The organism is Lysinibacillus sp. GW823-FHT02G10, assembly GCF_058797135.1.
Map to the genome: position 1 here is coordinate 1502069 of NZ_JBXAJI010000001.1, position 15529 is coordinate 1517597.

16 protein-coding genes are annotated in these 15529 nt (G+C 39.1%); 3 read left to right on the top strand and 13 right to left on the bottom strand.

Translation table 11 applies throughout. From position 1 onward, the window contains the following. Positions 1–134: 134 nt before the first annotated feature. The 4 genes from AC1RFD_RS07895 to AC1RFD_RS07910 all read right to left on the bottom strand — a co-directional run bounded on the left by AC1RFD_RS07895 (position 135) and on the right by AC1RFD_RS07910 (position 4238). Complete coding sequence (locus AC1RFD_RS07895) at positions 135–1178, bottom strand: phosphotransferase family protein (protein ID WP_305192853.1); 1044 nt, start codon at positions 1176–1178, stop codon at positions 135–137. A gap of 13 nt (positions 1179–1191) precedes the next feature. Continuing rightward, entirely contained in the window at positions 1192–1968 is a 777-nt protein-coding gene (locus tag AC1RFD_RS07900) for an SDR family oxidoreductase (protein ID WP_048392531.1), read from the bottom strand. Further along, positions 1965–3200, bottom strand: coding sequence for an acyl-CoA dehydrogenase family protein (locus AC1RFD_RS07905; RefSeq protein WP_103118285.1), 1236 nt, complete (start codon positions 3198–3200; stop codon positions 1965–1967). The genes AC1RFD_RS07900 and AC1RFD_RS07905 overlap by 4 nt, the downstream gene beginning before the upstream one ends. Before the next feature lie 150 nt (positions 3201–3350). After that, entirely contained in the window at positions 3351–4238 is an 888-nt protein-coding gene (locus AC1RFD_RS07910) for a LysR family transcriptional regulator (RefSeq protein ID WP_103118286.1), read from the bottom strand. A 140-nt stretch (positions 4239–4378) separates the two neighbouring features. On the opposite strand from AC1RFD_RS07910, the gene hutG reads away from it, so the two are divergent. Together hutG and gltS are read left to right on the top strand one after the other, a co-directional pair. After that, on the top strand, positions 4379–5344 hold the full coding sequence (gene hutG, locus AC1RFD_RS07915; protein ID WP_347722537.1) for a formimidoylglutamase: 966 nt from the start codon (positions 4379–4381) through the stop codon (positions 5342–5344). Beyond that, positions 5341–6525 (top strand): sodium/glutamate symporter, encoded by a 1185-nt coding sequence (gltS, locus tag AC1RFD_RS07920; protein WP_492474784.1) that lies wholly within the window; start codon positions 5341–5343, stop codon positions 6523–6525. The genes hutG and gltS overlap by 4 nt, the downstream gene beginning before the upstream one ends. 48 nt (positions 6526–6573) lie before the next feature. On the opposite strand, the gene AC1RFD_RS07925 is transcribed toward gltS, so the two are convergent. From AC1RFD_RS07925 to AC1RFD_RS07950, 6 genes are all read right to left on the bottom strand, one after another. Beyond that, positions 6574–7836 (bottom strand): polysaccharide deacetylase family protein, encoded by a 1263-nt coding sequence (locus tag AC1RFD_RS07925; RefSeq protein ID WP_492474785.1) that lies wholly within the window; start codon positions 7834–7836, stop codon positions 6574–6576. A gap of 528 nt (positions 7837–8364) precedes the next feature. Next, positions 8365–9201 carry a D-alanyl-D-alanine carboxypeptidase family protein gene (locus tag AC1RFD_RS07930; protein ID WP_048392520.1) on the bottom strand — a complete coding sequence of 279 codons (837 nt, stop codon included), beginning with the start codon at positions 9199–9201 and terminating at the stop codon, positions 8365–8367. Between the two features lie 78 nt (positions 9202–9279). Next, positions 9280–9897 (bottom strand): histidine phosphatase family protein, encoded by a 618-nt coding sequence (locus AC1RFD_RS07935; RefSeq protein WP_016993289.1) that lies wholly within the window; start codon positions 9895–9897, stop codon positions 9280–9282. 44 nt (positions 9898–9941) lie between these two features. Further along, positions 9942–10361, bottom strand: a complete 420-nt coding sequence (locus AC1RFD_RS07940; RefSeq protein WP_048392518.1) for a DUF3995 domain-containing protein — start codon at positions 10359–10361, stop codon at positions 9942–9944. A 90-nt stretch (positions 10362–10451) separates the two neighbouring features. Further along, complete coding sequence (locus AC1RFD_RS07945) at positions 10452–10961, bottom strand: TetR/AcrR family transcriptional regulator (RefSeq protein WP_115673284.1); 510 nt, start codon at positions 10959–10961, stop codon at positions 10452–10454. Positions 10962–11159: 198 nt separating this feature from the next. After that, entirely contained in the window at positions 11160–12848 is a 1689-nt protein-coding gene (locus tag AC1RFD_RS07950) for an AAA family ATPase (RefSeq protein ID WP_333879812.1), read from the bottom strand. Between the two features lie 93 nt (positions 12849–12941). Between AC1RFD_RS07950 and AC1RFD_RS07955 the strand changes: the two genes are divergently transcribed. After that, positions 12942–13373: a hypothetical protein gene (locus AC1RFD_RS07955; RefSeq protein WP_048392515.1), complete on the top strand. Its 432-nt coding sequence runs from the start codon at positions 12942–12944 to the stop codon at positions 13371–13373. A 32-nt stretch (positions 13374–13405) separates the two neighbouring features. Here AC1RFD_RS07955 and AC1RFD_RS07960 read toward each other — a convergent pair whose 3' ends face one another. The 3 genes from AC1RFD_RS07960 to AC1RFD_RS07970 form a co-directional block, all read right to left on the bottom strand. After that, entirely contained in the window at positions 13406–14326 is a 921-nt protein-coding gene (locus AC1RFD_RS07960; RefSeq protein ID WP_492474787.1) for a helix-turn-helix transcriptional regulator, read from the bottom strand. A 395-nt stretch (positions 14327–14721) separates the two neighbouring features. Then, positions 14722–15036 carry a YbjQ family protein gene (locus tag AC1RFD_RS07965; RefSeq protein ID WP_004225046.1) on the bottom strand — a complete coding sequence of 105 codons (315 nt, stop codon included), beginning with the start codon at positions 15034–15036 and terminating at the stop codon, positions 14722–14724. After that, the gene (locus tag AC1RFD_RS07970; RefSeq protein WP_112118468.1) at positions 15036–15527 is read right to left on the bottom strand and encodes a nucleoside 2-deoxyribosyltransferase; all 492 of its coding nucleotides are present in this window, start codon (positions 15525–15527) and stop codon (positions 15036–15038) included. The genes AC1RFD_RS07965 and AC1RFD_RS07970 overlap by 1 nt, the downstream gene beginning before the upstream one ends. Between the last annotated feature and the right edge of the window lie 2 nt (positions 15528–15529).

Consider the following 15529-nt stretch of genomic DNA (forward strand, 5'->3'; position numbering starts at 1 on the left):
TGATTTATTATGTTTTTTGAGTAAATTTTGTGCGAGTTAGTATAAATAATTATATAAATTAATGTCGGATAATCTGTTTATAATGGGCTATAAAAAACAGCTACTTTATTAAAAGTAACCGTTTTTCCATAAAATCATATTGATTGAGAAGCTTGTTGTATGAGGGCAGCGACCATTTTATCCATCTGAGCAAAGCGATCATCCTGCGTTTGTCCTTGAACATAGCGATAATAGATTTGCTGACAAATAACGGCTAATTTAAAATAAGCAAATGTACAGTAATAATGAATAGCTGACACATCTCGCCCACTTTTCTCTGCATAACGATCAATAAATTGCTGTCGGGTATAAAAGCCTGGTAATACAGTTACAGGTGGTTCACCAAGTGCATATAATAGCATCTTCGGGTCATCCGCTTGCATCCAATAACTCATAGCTACACCAATATCAGCAAGTGGGTCCCCTACTGTTGCCATCTCCCAATCAAAAAGGCCAATCATTTCGGTATAGTCCTCGGAGAACATTGCATTATTCAATTTATAATCATAATGAATAATGGTTGCCTCATGATTGGACGGAAGATTGTTTTTTAACCACTCTGTTAACATCGCTACTTCTGCATGTTCTGCTGTTTTCGCATTTTCATAACGCTCAATCCAGCCATACACTTGTCTTTCAAGAAATCCGTCAGGCTTCACGATATCCTTTAACGGAGTGTCCTGATAAGGAATAGCATGTAATGCAACTAAAGAATCAACCATCAGTTCGGACAATTGACGTGCTAGCTCCTCTGTTGGTTCTGTGCCTTTTGGAAAATGTGTATCAAGGACGATTCCTTTTTTGCGCTCCATTAAAAAGAAATCACTACCGATAATGTCTCGATCCTCTACATAGACATATGGTTTTGGAACCGATGGTAAAAATGGATGCAGTGCCGATAAAATCGTAAATTCCCGCTTCATATCATGCGCTTTTTTGGCAACTGGTCCAAGCGGAGGACGACGTAGAACAGCTTCAAAATCAGCTATTTTTAAACAATACGTCAAATTGGAATGCCCTGCACTAAATTGTGCTATTTCAAGCTTCCCCTGTGGAAGCTCAGTGAAATAACTCTCTAAAAAGGCATGTAGTTTATCAACATCCAAACGTTCACTTGACCTTACTTGCATCGTATCCATTCTATTTCCCTCCTTAAATAATGGAGCTCATGCCCCCATCTACTACAATGACATCCCCTGTTACATAGTCCGAAGCTGGTGCTGCTAAAAATAAAGCTACGCCCTTCAAATCATTTTCGGAGCCTAAGCGTTTCAACGGTGTAACACCCATCAAATAGTCTTGTCCACGTTCGATTAAGACATTGGACATTTTCGTAGGGAAAAAACCTGGTGCAATAGCGTTGACATTGACTCCATGTGGCCCCCATTTGACGGCTAAATCCTTCGTTAAAGTAATGACAGCCCCTTTACTCGCGTTATAGGCAATCGTATCCATAAAGGCTGGTAGCGTCCCACCTAGTCCAGCAATAGAAGCAATATTAATGATTTTGCCGCTTTTCTGCTCTAGCATAATTTTGCCAACGGCTTGGCTGAATAAAAATGTCCCGTTGACATTGACATCAAATACTTTTTGCCAGGCTTCGTAGGGCATATCAATGGCAGGTGTTCCCCATGATGCGCCACTGTTATTGACTAAAATATCAATTCTACCAAATGTTGTAATCGTTTGGGCTACCACATTGGCAATATCCTCAGGCTTTGTGACATCACAGGCTAGAGCTAATGCTTGAACACCAAGCTTTTCGAGTCCTGCGGCAACCTCCTCACATGCCTCCACCTTTCGTGAGCATAAGACCACATTGGCTCCAGCCTCTGCAAATCCTTGAGCAATTTGCGCACCGAGTCCACGTCCTCCACCTGTAACAATCGCTGTTTTACCTTTTAAGCTAAATAACTCTAGGACCGTCATTTCACCAGCTCCTCTTGTTTGTTGGCATGCTTTTTCAATTCTAGTTTAGCAATGGTATTACGATGCACCTCATCTGGTCCATCCGCTAAACGTAATGTACGAGAATTCGCCCATTGTGCAGCAAGCGTAGTATCGGGACCTACCCCAGCAGCACCAAATGCTTGGATAGCTCGATCAATGACTCTGAGTGCCATATTTGGAGCAACTACCTTAATCATAGCAATTTCAGCTTTTGCCTCTTTGTTGCCTACTGTGTCCATCATATAAGCAGCCTTCAATGTTAAAAGTCTTGCTTGCTCAATATCCATCCGAGATTCTGCAATGCGCTCCCGCATTACCCCTTGATCTGCTAGTGGTCGATGAAATGCCTGTCGCGCTTGTACACGTACACACATTTCCTCTAATGCACGCTCTGCGGCACCAATAAGACGCATACAATGATGAATTCTACCTGGTCCTAGTCTGCCTTGCGCAATGGCAAAGCCTTTACCTTCACCCCATAAAATATTTTCCACCGGTACACGCACATTGGTAAATGTAACCTCACCATGTCCTTCTGGCGCATGGTCGTAGCCAAAAGCCGTTAGCATACGCTCCACTTTTACTCCTGGTGTATCCATCGGTACAAGAATCATAGACTGCTGCTCATGGATAGGAGCCGTTGTATCTTTATGCTTGCCCATAAAAATAGCCACCCTACAGCGAGGATCCCCAGCACCAGTTGTCCACCATTTATGGCCATTTAAAATGTATTCATCTCCATCGCGTTCAATGCTTGCCTCAATATTTGTAGCATCACTGGATGCAACGGCTGGCTCCGTCATCGCAAAGCAGGACCGTATTTCACCTCGTAATAATGGATCTAGCCACTGTTTTTTTTGCTGTGCCGTTCCATAGCGTACAAGTACTTCCATATTGCCTGTGTCAGGTGCATTACAGTTAAACACCTCGGGGGCCAGAAGTGAACGGCCCATGATTTCACATAAAGGTGCATATTCTAAGTTGGTTAAACCTGCCCCATATTCACTATCTGGTAAAAATAAATTCCACAAACCTGCCTGTTGCGCCTTCTGTTTCAGCTCCTCCATAATCGGTGGAATCGCTCCCCAACGATCCTCCATTGCCTCAACCTGTGCAGCATAAACGGCCTCATTTGGATAAATGTATTGCTCCATAAAATTCTTCAGCTTGTCCTGTAACTTCTCAACTTTTTCACTATAGGAAAAATTCATTAGAAGATACCCCCTTTGCTTGAACTTCGCAAAATGAATGAATGTTCATTTTCATTCTTACAATAAATGTTACCGCTATTTTTCTAGTAAAGCAATGTTCTATTTTTGAATTTTCTAATAAAAGAGAAAATTCATTACTATGGACTTACATCATTTATTTTCAAAAAACTGTACTATATCCTTAAGTAATTGTCGGATGGCTAATGGTAAATGACGGTTTTTTAAGTACACTAGATAGACATTGCGACTTAAATTCAGACCCTCTATTTCTTTTTTTACAATCGTTTTGGCAGTCGGTCCTTGCAAGTAATTTTCAGGTAATATGGTCACTCCTAAATGTTCTCGTACAAGCGATACAGCGGTTTCAAAACGCTCAATTTCAAATTGAATATTGATGTTTTTACCAGCCTGTTCAAATGACGTTAAGATATCTCGTCTTGTTTGAAAGCCCTCGGTACTAATAATAAATGGTTCTTCACAAATATCTGAGATGGTTAAAATATCCTTTTGGGCTAACGGATGATGTAAAGGTAATACTGCGACCAACCGTTCTTCATATAAAGTTTGAACTTCCAACTCTGGATCATCCATTAGCTGATTGGTGATGATTAAATGAGTTTTATAGCTTTTCAAGGATTTTTTCACCCGCTTACTACCTAAAATATCGACTAAGTGAATTTTCATGTGAGGATAGTCTTTTTTATAGTTGGCGATTACCTTTGGCAGCCAATGCTTAATAGATTCCATGACACCAATGGTGATGTCTCTCGTGCCATGAACAATCACTTCATCCATTTCGATTTTTAGCACTTCCATATTTTTTACAATAACTTTTGCTCGTTCAAAAAGTAACTCTCCAGCTTCTGTTAATTGCAGATTTCTAGTATTTCTCTCTAATAAAGGGGAGCCAATCTCTTGTTCTAATTTTTTGATCGCATTACTTAAGGAAGGCTGCGAAATATGCAGTCTTTCTGCGGCTTTTGAGAAATTCATCTGTTCTGAAACAGCGATAAAATAGTGTAATTGTTTTATGTCCACCTATAGATACCTCCCAGATTTATAGTTAAAAGCTATAGATTAATATTAATTATATATTAGTAATTATAATTATGTGAATATATAATGAATTACAACAATACTTTTTCTACAATAATATTCACAATGGGGTTGATAAGTTTATGTACACAATGACAGATCAAAAACAATGGAAAGGCCGAATAGATTCAACGACAAATACAAGCAGCTTTCGTTTACATCAACAAGTAAAAAGAGTTGCGATTAATGATGTAAGCGCTTCAGATAAGAAAAGTGCTGCTCTCGTTGGCTTTATCTGCGATGAAGGGGTACGTCGAAATCAAGGCCGTGTAGGGGCAGCAAATGGTCCAAACGCCCTACGAGAAGGCTTAGCCAGCTTACCGTGGACATTTGAGGACAATCAGCAAATTATTGATGTTGGCAATATCGTTTGTCTAAACCATGCTTTAGAGGAGGCGCAACGTGAGCTTGGTGAAGTCGTAGCAACAGTACTACAAAAAAACATATCATGTGTGGTGCTAGGTGGCGGGCATGAAACGCTGTATGGCCATTATTTAGGCGTTCGTTCTGCTCTACCAAAGGAAGCTAAAATCGGCATCATCAATATAGATGCTCACTTTGATTTACGACCATATGATGAACAACCTTCGTCAGGTACGATGTTCCGTCAAATTTTAGAGCAGGATCCACACGCTGACTATTTTGTTGTTGGTATTCAACGCTACGGCAATACAAGAGAACTTTTCGAAAAAGCTGATGAATTAAACGTGAAGTATGTTTATGAGGATCAAATGACGGTAGCCTACCAACAACAATTAACGGATGCATTACAACATTTTATGGATAAGCATGATTATATTCTTTTAACATTATGTATGGATGTATTGAATGCAGCATTTGCTCCAGGTGTAAGTGCTCCATCACCGTTTGGGCTTGACCCATCGACTGTGCGCTCCATTTTGCAACAAGTCACTTCACACCCTCACACCCATTCATTTGATATTTGTGAGGTCAATCCGTTATTAGATGAAAACGGACGTACAGTGAAATTAGGTGCCTATTTTGTATATGAGGCACTGAACAACTTACTTAGGGGGCAAGGTTCATGATCGAAATTAATCAAATTACAACGGTATTCCTAGCTGTTGCACTCTTTGCATTAGGAAGCTTTCTTATCAATAAAATAGGCTTTTTAAAGCGTTTCTGTATCCCAGCACCAGTGGTTGGTGGTTTATTGTTCGCTGCTCTTACCACTATCTTAAAAACAACGGGTATTTTAGAAATATCACTTGATACTTCTTTACAAAGCTTATTTATGATTACTTTCTTTACGACAATTGGCTTAGGTGCAAGCTTTAAACTTGTAAAGCTCGGTGGTAAATTACTGATTATCTACTGGCTAGCATGTGGCTTCCTAGCGTTAATGCAAAATGTCATTGGGGTATCTCTGGCCTCACTTATGGGGATCCATCCTTTAATCGGTATGATGGCGGGTGCCGTTTCTATGGAGGGTGGTCATGGCGCTGCAGCTGCATTTGGCCAAACCTTAGAAGATTTAGGGATTTCTTCAGCTATGACAATTGGTGCTGCTGCCGCAACATGTGGTCTAGTTGCTGGTGGCTTAATTGGTGGTCCAATTGTCAAATATTTAGTAGGTAAATATAATTTAACACCAGATGAACAAGAATCGGAAGAAGTCGAATATGAAAATAAACATGAGCAAATTACATCGGATTCGTTCTTTACACAAGTCTTATTAATTACTTTCTGTATGGCTGTTGGTACGTACGTCGGCACACTATTCTCAGAAGCAACAGGTTTCGTTCTACCTGGCTATGTAGGAGCAATGTTTGTGGCTGTATTAGTACGCAATATTATGGATAAATTCAAACCTGAAGCCATTAATATGAAAAGCATCTCATTAATTGGAGATGTCACATTAGGTGTATTCCTTTCCATGGCTCTCATGAGTATTAAATTATGGGAAATTGCTGATTTGGCACTACCATTATTCATCATTGTTTTTGCGCAAGTATTCTTTATTGTTGTATTTAGTATTTTTGTGTTATTTAAATTACTTGGCAAAAACTACGATGCTGCTGTTATGGTAGCAGGTTTTGCAGGACATGGTCTAGGCGCAACACCAAATGCCATGGCCAATATGTCAGCCGTTGTGCAACGCTTCGGTCCTTCTAAAAAAGCCTTTCTTGTCGTACCGATTGTCGGCGCATTTTTAATTGACGTATTTGGGATTCCTATTATTATTACGACTATCAATTTATTTAAATAAAAAAGAGCTTTGCATTCGTTCTGAGTAGACGATTGCAAAGCTTTTCTATTATTGTAATATCTCACTTACTGTAACAAATTCATAGCCTTGTTTTTGTAAATAAAGAATAACATTTTCTAAACCATTGGCTGTCGTTTGATGGATATCGTGCATTAGAATAATACTCCCATCTTTTACAGAGGCTTTGACATACGCTAAAATTTTATCTGGATTGTGATGTTTCCAATCCAGTGTATCAATCGACCACAAAATCGAGGGGATTGTCATGACAGAACGTACTTGGTCATTGGTCGCCCCATAGGGTGGGCGGAAAACAGTTGGATACTGCCCGATGGCTGCATAAATAGCATTACTTGTGCCATTGACTTCTTGTTTAACGCCTGCTATTGATAAGGTCGTTAATTTTTTATGGCTCAAGGTATGGTTTCCGATTTCATGCCCTGCTTCATAGACTTGTTTAACGATTGCAGCATTTCTTGACACATTTTTACCTACCATAAAGAATGTAGCCTTGGCATCGTATTTCTTTAACGTTGCCAAAATTTGTGGTGTCACCTTAGCATCTGGCCCATCATCAAATGTTAAGGCTACCCGTTTTTTTGCGCCTTTCGCAACTGGCACACCTTTATTATAAACTTTATTATCTATTAACTGAATATCGGCTAGCTCAGAAGCTTTGACATACCCTTTTTGGTCGCCTGCTTCTACATAAGCCCAACCAGCAAGTGTTATGTAATACTGGACAGTTGTTTTATTGGGAAGTGTACCAAGAACTTCTCCGTTTGGATTAGCTGTTAAACGTAATTCAGCACCAGCAACAGCATTAATTTTTTTCTTCGTTGGAGCTGGTTTTTTTAATGCGTTTGTCGCTACATACCCTATCTCCTCGCCATATTGAACGAAAGACCAACCACCAGGTGCTGTGCCATACACATAAATTATTCGTCCTTCATAGAGCTGTCCTACATGCTGGGCATGTTGACTTGGGGCTGTAAATAATGTTGTACCACCCTTTTGAATCACTAGGTATCCCTCAGACTTCAACTTGACTAAAGCATCAGATGTGACATAGCCCTCCTGCTCTGGCGTTTGAATATGTGTCCAACCTTTACTTACTTTTGTTACTGAAACAAAGCTACCTTTCGAAAGTTCCCCGATCTCCGCACTATTCGTAGAAGCTTCTTCAAAAATAACCGTATCTTTGACTACCTTGTGAATCACCACTGACCCTTCAGCATTTACTGAAAGTTGCCCTGCCAAGATGCACATCATAAACGTCAAAACGATGGCAAAGGGTAAAAATTTTTTCATTGTTCTACACCGCCCTTAGATGTCTTCCATGTCTGTTTGCTAAAAAATTGCTAAGATTTAACTTTTATTATAGAGTAAACAACCCTGCCATAAAATAGTAATAATCAACTAGATTCCCTTTTACGATGCTGCTAAAATTCATATTTTAGTAAATACTTATACATTCCTCCTTCCCTTTTTACTGAGAAACTATGCATAGGTTATGATAATTAAATGATGGTGGCTTATTTTGTAGATTTTTTGTTAGCTCCTTTTTCTCATGCTGCTAAATGGCCTACGGACTTAGGTGAGTGACCTTCTCCTTACTGGGAGAGGGCTCTCACCTCTTTGAGCAGGTTCGCCACCTTTTGGAGATGGCTCCCCTCTCTTTTTGAACTGCTCCCTCACTTTTAGCAGCAGCTCTCCCCGTATTTGATGGTTCCTATAAAAAGCTGGTTATCCACCACCGAACCTCAGCTATATAATCCCCCTTTCTATTAAGACGTTAGGAACCATGAAAAAGTTGAGGTTTTTTCATTATTTTTCCTGCTATAAAGCTTCGAAGGCCGTTAGGGCATCTTCAATATGTGGGGGTGGGTTCCATATATAGCTAGGAGCATTGGTTGTAATGAATAAAAAAGATTTCCCTTCTTTCTCGATTATGGTCGCCAGACACAGTCCTGCTTCTGGGGTATAGCCTGTTTTTCCACCTATTATCGGACTGTCTAGACCCGGTAATTTTGTAAATAATGAGTTTGTGATGATTAATTGATTGGGAACATAGGTTGTGTAGTTTTTTGAGGTAAATATTTGATAAAAGGTAGGATTTTCTAATGCATATCGCAGAAGCTTGCTGATATCCCGCACGGTGGATACATGTGCCTCATCATGTAGGCCACTGGTATTAACAAAATGTGTGTCATGCATGCCTAATTCTTGCGCCTTGTTATTCATCAACGTGACAAATTTGTCCTCACTGCCAGCGACAGCATCTGCAAGTGTTCCTGTTGCATCGGCACCTGAGGCAAGGAGTGTACCATACAATAAATCCTCCATCGTGACAAAATCTCCTGCTTGAAAGCCTGCCATCGAAGCATTTTGTGCCGTATAGTTCGCAATCGTTTGGGGCTCTACAATGGTTTGTGTTTGTAAATTATCTGTCATCTCTATGGCAACGATGGCTGTCATGATCTTTGTTAAAGATGCAGGATAAATAATAGCATCCGCATTTTTTTCGTATAATACATCGCCCTGTTCATTGAGTAACAAAGCATTTTGACTATGTAATGATGGCAGTTCTAGATGCGTGAATTCATATGTTTTGCTTGTATAATAAAATAAGAAAACCATGATACAAATACAGCCTACTAACATCCACTTTTTCATAAAAAACGCCTCCTACACATTATAAGAGGCGGCATTTCTGAATATTCCTTGAGAAAAATGGGATGCGCTCAAATATTTTCACAGGTAAAAATCATCATCGAAATTTGAACTAATTCTTGTAATCTCTTTATTTTTTAATTTGAACATTACATCTTGAGAAACCTCTAACTTGAGCGTCTCTTCTTTGCTTAGACTTGCATAGACGCCGCGTAAAATACGACCAGTTAAGCCATGCGAGACAATAATCACTTTTGAAAGTGGTTGAATCGTTTCAAGCAAAGCAGTTAATCTGCTTACAACAGCTTCATAGGTTTCCCCATCTGGTGCACGAAAATACCAATTGAAGGCATCTGTGTTCGTTAACAAGGCAGGCCATTGTTGCTGTATTTCCGCCATGGTTAATCCAGCCCATTGTCCCACAGCAACCTCTGTTAAACGTGGATCCTGCCTCACCTTGTTGCTGTCATAGCCCAGTGTTTCACAAAGTATGGCTGTGCTTTGCATGGCTCTTCCCATTGGACTTGATAGGATGGTCCATTCATCTGCATCGCCAATGAGTGATTTCAGCATGCGTGCATTTTGCTGAACCTGCTCCCGACCACGCTCAGTGAGTGGTGAATCAAGCTGTCCTTGATATCTCCCTTGTGTATTATAATTTGTCTCACCATGGCGAAGTAAGTAGATCATTTGCTCCATTTTATATCCCCCATTCTGCTCCCCTTATTAAAGTAAAATTGCTGTTAAACTAACACCAGCACATAAACAAAGCTAAGAAACAAGCATAAAGGACTATACCATTTTGAATCATTTTGAGCAAATGTGGAATGCTTAATCGTTTTAAAAATACCAACATACTTAAAATCACCAATTGCTCGTAGCAAAAATACTAGCGCACAAACGATACTTCCTACTTTTGAAAAAATAGAGGCTTGAAAAAATGGCATGAAGCCTCCTTGAACAAGGATGATACCACTTGCTAGCATCAACAGCATTGCAACAAAGAGCGTTCCACATTTTCTCGGCGTAAAAACAGCTTGTTGGCTGCCTTCTTTCATAGGAATAACAGCTTCTGTACCCCATCGACCACCAAAGGCCCAATAAATATGTAGGATACTAATGAGCCCTAATAGTCCCACTGCGACAATTGATAAAATAAACATGTTCTACCTCCTCTTCATTTACATACGCTACCGTATGTTCTGGCGTTAAATATAGTCCCTCAAAGCCCATGTTAGCTCCGAGAGACCTTCTTACTGTATTAACAGCTTAATCATTTTTTCGAGATCGAAATGAGGATTGGCTTCAAATCGTGTCATCCAGCCTATATAGGTTAAATAAGCTAATCTTGCACGATCAGTGGATTCGTCTATGCTGATACCACTTTTTTGATAGAGTGTCGCCACACAGGCTATTCGCTGCTCCTCTATTTGAACGATACGCTTTGCGACATCTGAATCATATTTGGCCCAAGCATAAATGCCTATCTCCATCTTTTTATTTTTGTGAAAACTTATCCGTAAAAGCTGCTCTAGATTAGCATCAACTTGCTCCATATTTTGAATAATGGCCTTTGTTGCGTGGTTTTCCCAATAGTCTAGCATGGCATCTAATAGTTGTTGACGATCAGGAAAATAATGATAAAAGCTACCTTTACTAATGTTTAATGATCGAGCAAGTGCTTCAATACGTACTTTATGAATCCCCGCTTCTGCTAATTGCTCTAGACCCGCTCTAATCCAATCCTCTTTCGTTACTTGCATAATTGCCCTCCAAAAAATACGTTAGCGTATGTTTTGTCTTATATTACCACTTTATACATCACTCATCAACTTTTATCGTTTTTATGGCGTACATTAATATGATTATTCACTGTAACATGAACTGTTACTAGTCGTGGTAAAATACATGCACACACTAAAATAAACACTAATAGCTTTTTCATGAATTTACTCCTTGTCTTAAAAAGTATTGTCAAACAACTTTTCTGCAATGCCCTGTAAAATATCCTGCTCCTCAAATGTCATGAGTTCTTCTCTCGAGATTGTTGCCTGTTGAATCAATCGGTTTGATTGGATCGTCACTAGTTTCTCAAACAAGTTTCGAATATAACGACCATTCGAGAAATTAGGGATGGTTTCAATTGGCATATGACGTAGCTGTGTTTTCATATGTTGGGCAAATGCTTCGCCAAATTGATAATCGTTCGTTTGACAAAGCATCGCAAAAATATCATAGAGTTCATCCGTGCTAAAATTATCAAATTGTACAAAATGATTAAAGCGAGATTTAAAGCCTGGATTAGATTGTAAAAAATCTTCTATTAGCTCTGTATAGCCCGCAACGATAATTACTAAGTCATCACGTAGATCCTCCATTGCCTTTAATAAACTATCAATAGCTTCCTTCCCAAATGCATCCTGTTTATCATTTATTAATGAATAGGCTTCATCAATAAAAAGTACCCCGCCCTTTGCTTTGTTAACGACTTCCTGAACCTTTAACGCTGTTTGTCCAACATAGCCAGCGACTAAACCTGCACGATCTGTTTCCACAAAATGCCCACTTGAAAGGACGCCAAGATGCTTGTAGATTTGGCCAATAATGCGTGCCACTGTTGTTTTACCTGTGCCTGGATTGCCCGAGAAGACAAGATGATACGTAATAGGAAAGCTTGTTAAACCATGATCCACACGCAGACTTTGAATTTTAATAAAGTTTATTAAATTATGTAATTCCTTCTTTGCATTCGGAAGACCTACAAGACTATCTAATTGTTTTTGTAGCTTGGCAATCTCTTGCTCGACTTCAGGTGTAATGCGTAACCGCTCATCGTTAATAAATTCACCACTATAGATAATTTTGCCTTCTTCATTATAATAATCGCCTCGTCCATGTTTTTTGCCTTGAACGAGGTCACCAATATAGGAAGCTTGCCCATTGGCATAATAGAGCGTTCCTTGCCCTGTCATCATATCCTCTTTAAATTGCCCTTCCGCTTCTAAAATTCCATCCCTAGAATATACTTTGCCTTTACCATGCTTTAGGTCCTCAAAGAAATGACCTTCATAGTGGAGATTAGTTACACCACGTGCAAGCTCCTCAGCTGTTGGTGATTTCTTAGGGTAATATAGCTTCCCAGCCCCTTGCATATGATGCCAAATAAAATCACCCTCATATTGTAAAAATCCATTTGGATAGTATTGCTTGCCTTTTCCCTTTTTCATGCCGTGGACAAAGTCACCCTCATACTGCGGTTGATTTAAATGTGGATACTGTGCTCGTAGTGTTTGATAAGGGCGAATTACTTCTTCTTCATAATATAAAACACCATAGCCATCCATTAAGTCATTTCGAAAATGACCTTCATAATGGATATGACCATCCTTATATAAAATGCCATGACCCTGTTTTTTATTTTGTATGAATTCACCCTGATAAATGAGTTGTCCTTTCAAATACATAATGCCATTGCCTTGCTTCATATGATTGACGAATTCACCCTCGAATAATAATTCTCCCTCTTGATCAAATAGCGAGCCTTTGCCGTCATAAATATCGTGACCGAAATCATTCTTCTTGACGCCACCTCGATACATGATGATTCCACTTGGGTAAAATAGTTCTTTTTCTTCATGATTATGTGTCATTTAATTGCCTTCCTTCATCATTTCAGTATATGCTCAATTATAGCGTGGAAAAGAATACATATGTGTGAATTTTTAGAATTTAAGGAGACAAGCATGAAAAAAAGATACAAACTACTTCTAGGCATTTTACTACCACTACTTATTCTGTATATCTCGACAATGCTGTTAACACGAGACACTGATTTTACAACAGAGGTAACAGAACGTCTCGAAATGGAGGAAATTCATGAGATTGAAATTATTCGTTCCTCAGATGAAAAAACAGTAACGATTACTGACGCAGCAGAAATCAATCAAATTATGCAGCCATTCAAGGACCTACCTTTAAAAAAGGTGTGGTTTTCGAATTCTGATTCTCATGAAGCATACTGGCTAACACTCTCAATTAATGACAACAGGGAAATTGGCTTGCGTTTAGATGATGACCAGCATTTATTCGTGTATTTATATGAGGAAAATTACATGAAAGATTATAAGCTCACTAAGGATATCGATACGACATTTATCAAACAATTGTTTCAGTAAACGTAAAAACCCGTGCATGTACGCACGGGTTTTTATATGTAACGATAATTTTGCTGCATAGCTTGTAAGGTCTCAATGATCTCTTCTCTCAGTTCAATTGGCTCTAATACCTCCATATCGGCTCCTTGACTTAACAACCACTCTTTCACGCCATATTCTAACACTTCTGCCTCAAAAACATATTCATGATTGTTTTGTGAAACTAGGTGGGCTGTTGGGAAACGACTGTAGACTATTTGAGGAGAACGGCCTTTATAGAGAAGACGGATATGAGTAAGGTCATTAGTGTCCTCTACTTGTAATGGATGTACAGATGGAAATTCAAAATGGATAGTCATTTCACGAAAATGCTGAATACGATCCATTCTGTAAACAGTTGGGGTGTCTTGATTATCTCCTATTAAATAAAAATAATGTGTTGAAAAGATAACAGCGAGCGGCTTTAAAATTTTTGCAGTTGGAATCGCTTCACCCTCCTGTAAATAATCAATTGTAATGACCTTTCTCTTTTGTATGGCTGTTGATATTCCCCATATCAAGGACAATAATGACTTGTTTTGATGGATATCTTCATATACAATTTTTTCATTTAATAACAGTTGATCGTCTGCTACACGTGAGAGAAGTTGATTAACGATCTCACCGATATCCGATTTTACGAGAGCTTTTGAGGCAATCAGTATTTTAACGATGACTAGTACCTGTTCTTTAGATAAACGATTGTTTTTTGTATGCATTAATTTATACACTTTTTCTGTACGTACATATTGTAAATGGTAATCTAGCTTAGCCTTTTCCAGATACGTACGAATTTCATCGATATCCCGTTGTATGGTTTTTTCACCAACCTGATGTGTCAATGCTTCTTGCTTCTTGTTGATTCCTTGGCCATCCATCAATCGATCAAACATCGATAGTACGCGATAGCCTTTGCCTTGTTGTGAATCTACCATATATCCCACTCTTTCTTCTATCATGCCCAGCTTGCAGTATATTGGCCATAAATAGCCCTTCTACTGATTGCGTCCAGATTTTTTGCGAGTTGCTCAAAAAGCTCCTCTTCAAAATCTGTGACCTCCGCTTGGGCTTTTATCTTGATTCAGTTGGTGTTTTGACACCTACTCCATTTGTGCATTCATCTCATTATCTATAAACTGAATCAAGATAAAACTTCTACTTTATTGGTATAATTTGTACTATACGCATCCTATAATAAATCACCATTCAAGCAGCACAATAGACTGTATTTTTGACATAATTAACTAAAATTTTACAGCATTTTAGATGAATGTGTCACTTTTTAACCATTGAAAAAGGACTTCCATTGAATGAAAGTCCTTGTACTCTTTTATTTGAATTTTACAGCTGTTCCATATACCAATACTTCGGATGTACCATCCATGACAGATGAAGTAGCATAACGAACGCCTACAACTGCATCTGCACCTAATTGTTTGGCTTCCTCTACCATTGCCTCTGTGGCAATTTCACGAGAGCGCACAAGCATCTCCGCATACTCCTTCATTTCTCCACCTACAATATTGCGAAGACCTGCTATCATGTCACGACCAATATTTCTAGATTGAACAGAATTCCCTTTCACTAGCCCTAATGTTTCCATGATATCTTTTCCTGCCACCATGTCTGATGTAGCTAATAGCATCATGATGCCTCCCCGTTCTGTAGTTTTTGTATGGCTTTCACAGCCTCTTCAATAGAAGATGTAATCACGCCATTGCGTTTAATTAACCCCACAACAAATAAATTACGATAAACAAACTGATTCTCTAGCCCATCTCGGATCAGTGCCTCTATTTTTTGCATATTGTCCCGCCCTTGCTGACGAACATCTGTTAGCACACCAATAATGGGACGATTCAGCATCGAAAACGCACCTATCTCTGCGGCAACGCCTGAATCAATTTCCACCCCATCTAATACAGCTATCAGAACATCGCTATCCTGTAGCATCTCTAAATCTGCTTGGGCAATCGCTAAGCTATCTGCATAGGCAGATTTATCATTGATGGCCTCATTCTCCTGAGGTACATATAATGCGATGCCTGGTACTGCCTCGCGAATAGCTGCTGCCAATTGTTCATTTACAAAACGATCGCCTAACGAAAATAACCCATTTGCTAAATATGCTTTCATGT

Bases quoted from the DNA above. Each gene is read 5' to 3' on its own strand.
- AC1RFD_RS07895 (WP_305192853.1), bottom strand. From the start codon at position 1,178: ATGGATACGATGCAAGTAAGGTCAAGTGAACGTTTGGATGTTGATAAA.
- AC1RFD_RS07900 (WP_048392531.1), bottom strand. From the start codon at position 1,968: ATGACGGTCCTAGAGTTATTTAGCTTAAAAGGTAAAACAGCGATTGTT.
- AC1RFD_RS07905 (WP_103118285.1), bottom strand. From the start codon at position 3,200: ATGAATTTTTCCTATAGTGAAAAAGTTGAGAAGTTACAGGACAAGCTG.
- hutG (WP_347722537.1), top strand. From the start codon at position 4,379: ATGTACACAATGACAGATCAAAAACAATGGAAAGGCCGAATAGATTCA.
- gltS (WP_492474784.1), top strand. From the start codon at position 5,341: ATGATCGAAATTAATCAAATTACAACGGTATTCCTAGCTGTTGCACTC.
- AC1RFD_RS07925 (WP_492474785.1), bottom strand. From the start codon at position 7,836: ATGAAAAAATTTTTACCCTTTGCCATCGTTTTGACGTTTATGATGTGC.
- AC1RFD_RS07930 (WP_048392520.1), bottom strand. From the start codon at position 9,201: ATGAAAAAGTGGATGTTAGTAGGCTGTATTTGTATCATGGTTTTCTTA.
- AC1RFD_RS07935 (WP_016993289.1), bottom strand. From the start codon at position 9,897: ATGGAGCAAATGATCTACTTACTTCGCCATGGTGAGACAAATTATAAT.
- AC1RFD_RS07940 (WP_048392518.1), bottom strand. From the start codon at position 10,361: ATGTTTATTTTATCAATTGTCGCAGTGGGACTATTAGGGCTCATTAGT.
- AC1RFD_RS07945 (WP_115673284.1), bottom strand. From the start codon at position 10,961: ATGCAAGTAACGAAAGAGGATTGGATTAGAGCGGGTCTAGAGCAATTA.
- AC1RFD_RS07950 (WP_333879812.1), bottom strand. From the start codon at position 12,848: ATGACACATAATCATGAAGAAAAAGAACTATTTTACCCAAGTGGAATC.
- AC1RFD_RS07955 (WP_048392515.1), top strand. From the start codon at position 12,942: ATGAAAAAAAGATACAAACTACTTCTAGGCATTTTACTACCACTACTT.
- AC1RFD_RS07960 (WP_492474787.1), bottom strand. From the start codon at position 14,326: ATGGTAGATTCACAACAAGGCAAAGGCTATCGCGTACTATCGATGTTT.
- AC1RFD_RS07965 (WP_004225046.1), bottom strand. From the start codon at position 15,036: ATGCTATTAGCTACATCAGACATGGTGGCAGGAAAAGATATCATGGAA.
- AC1RFD_RS07970 (WP_112118468.1), bottom strand. From the start codon at position 15,527: ATGAAAGCATATTTAGCAAATGGGTTATTTTCGTTAGGCGATCGTTTT.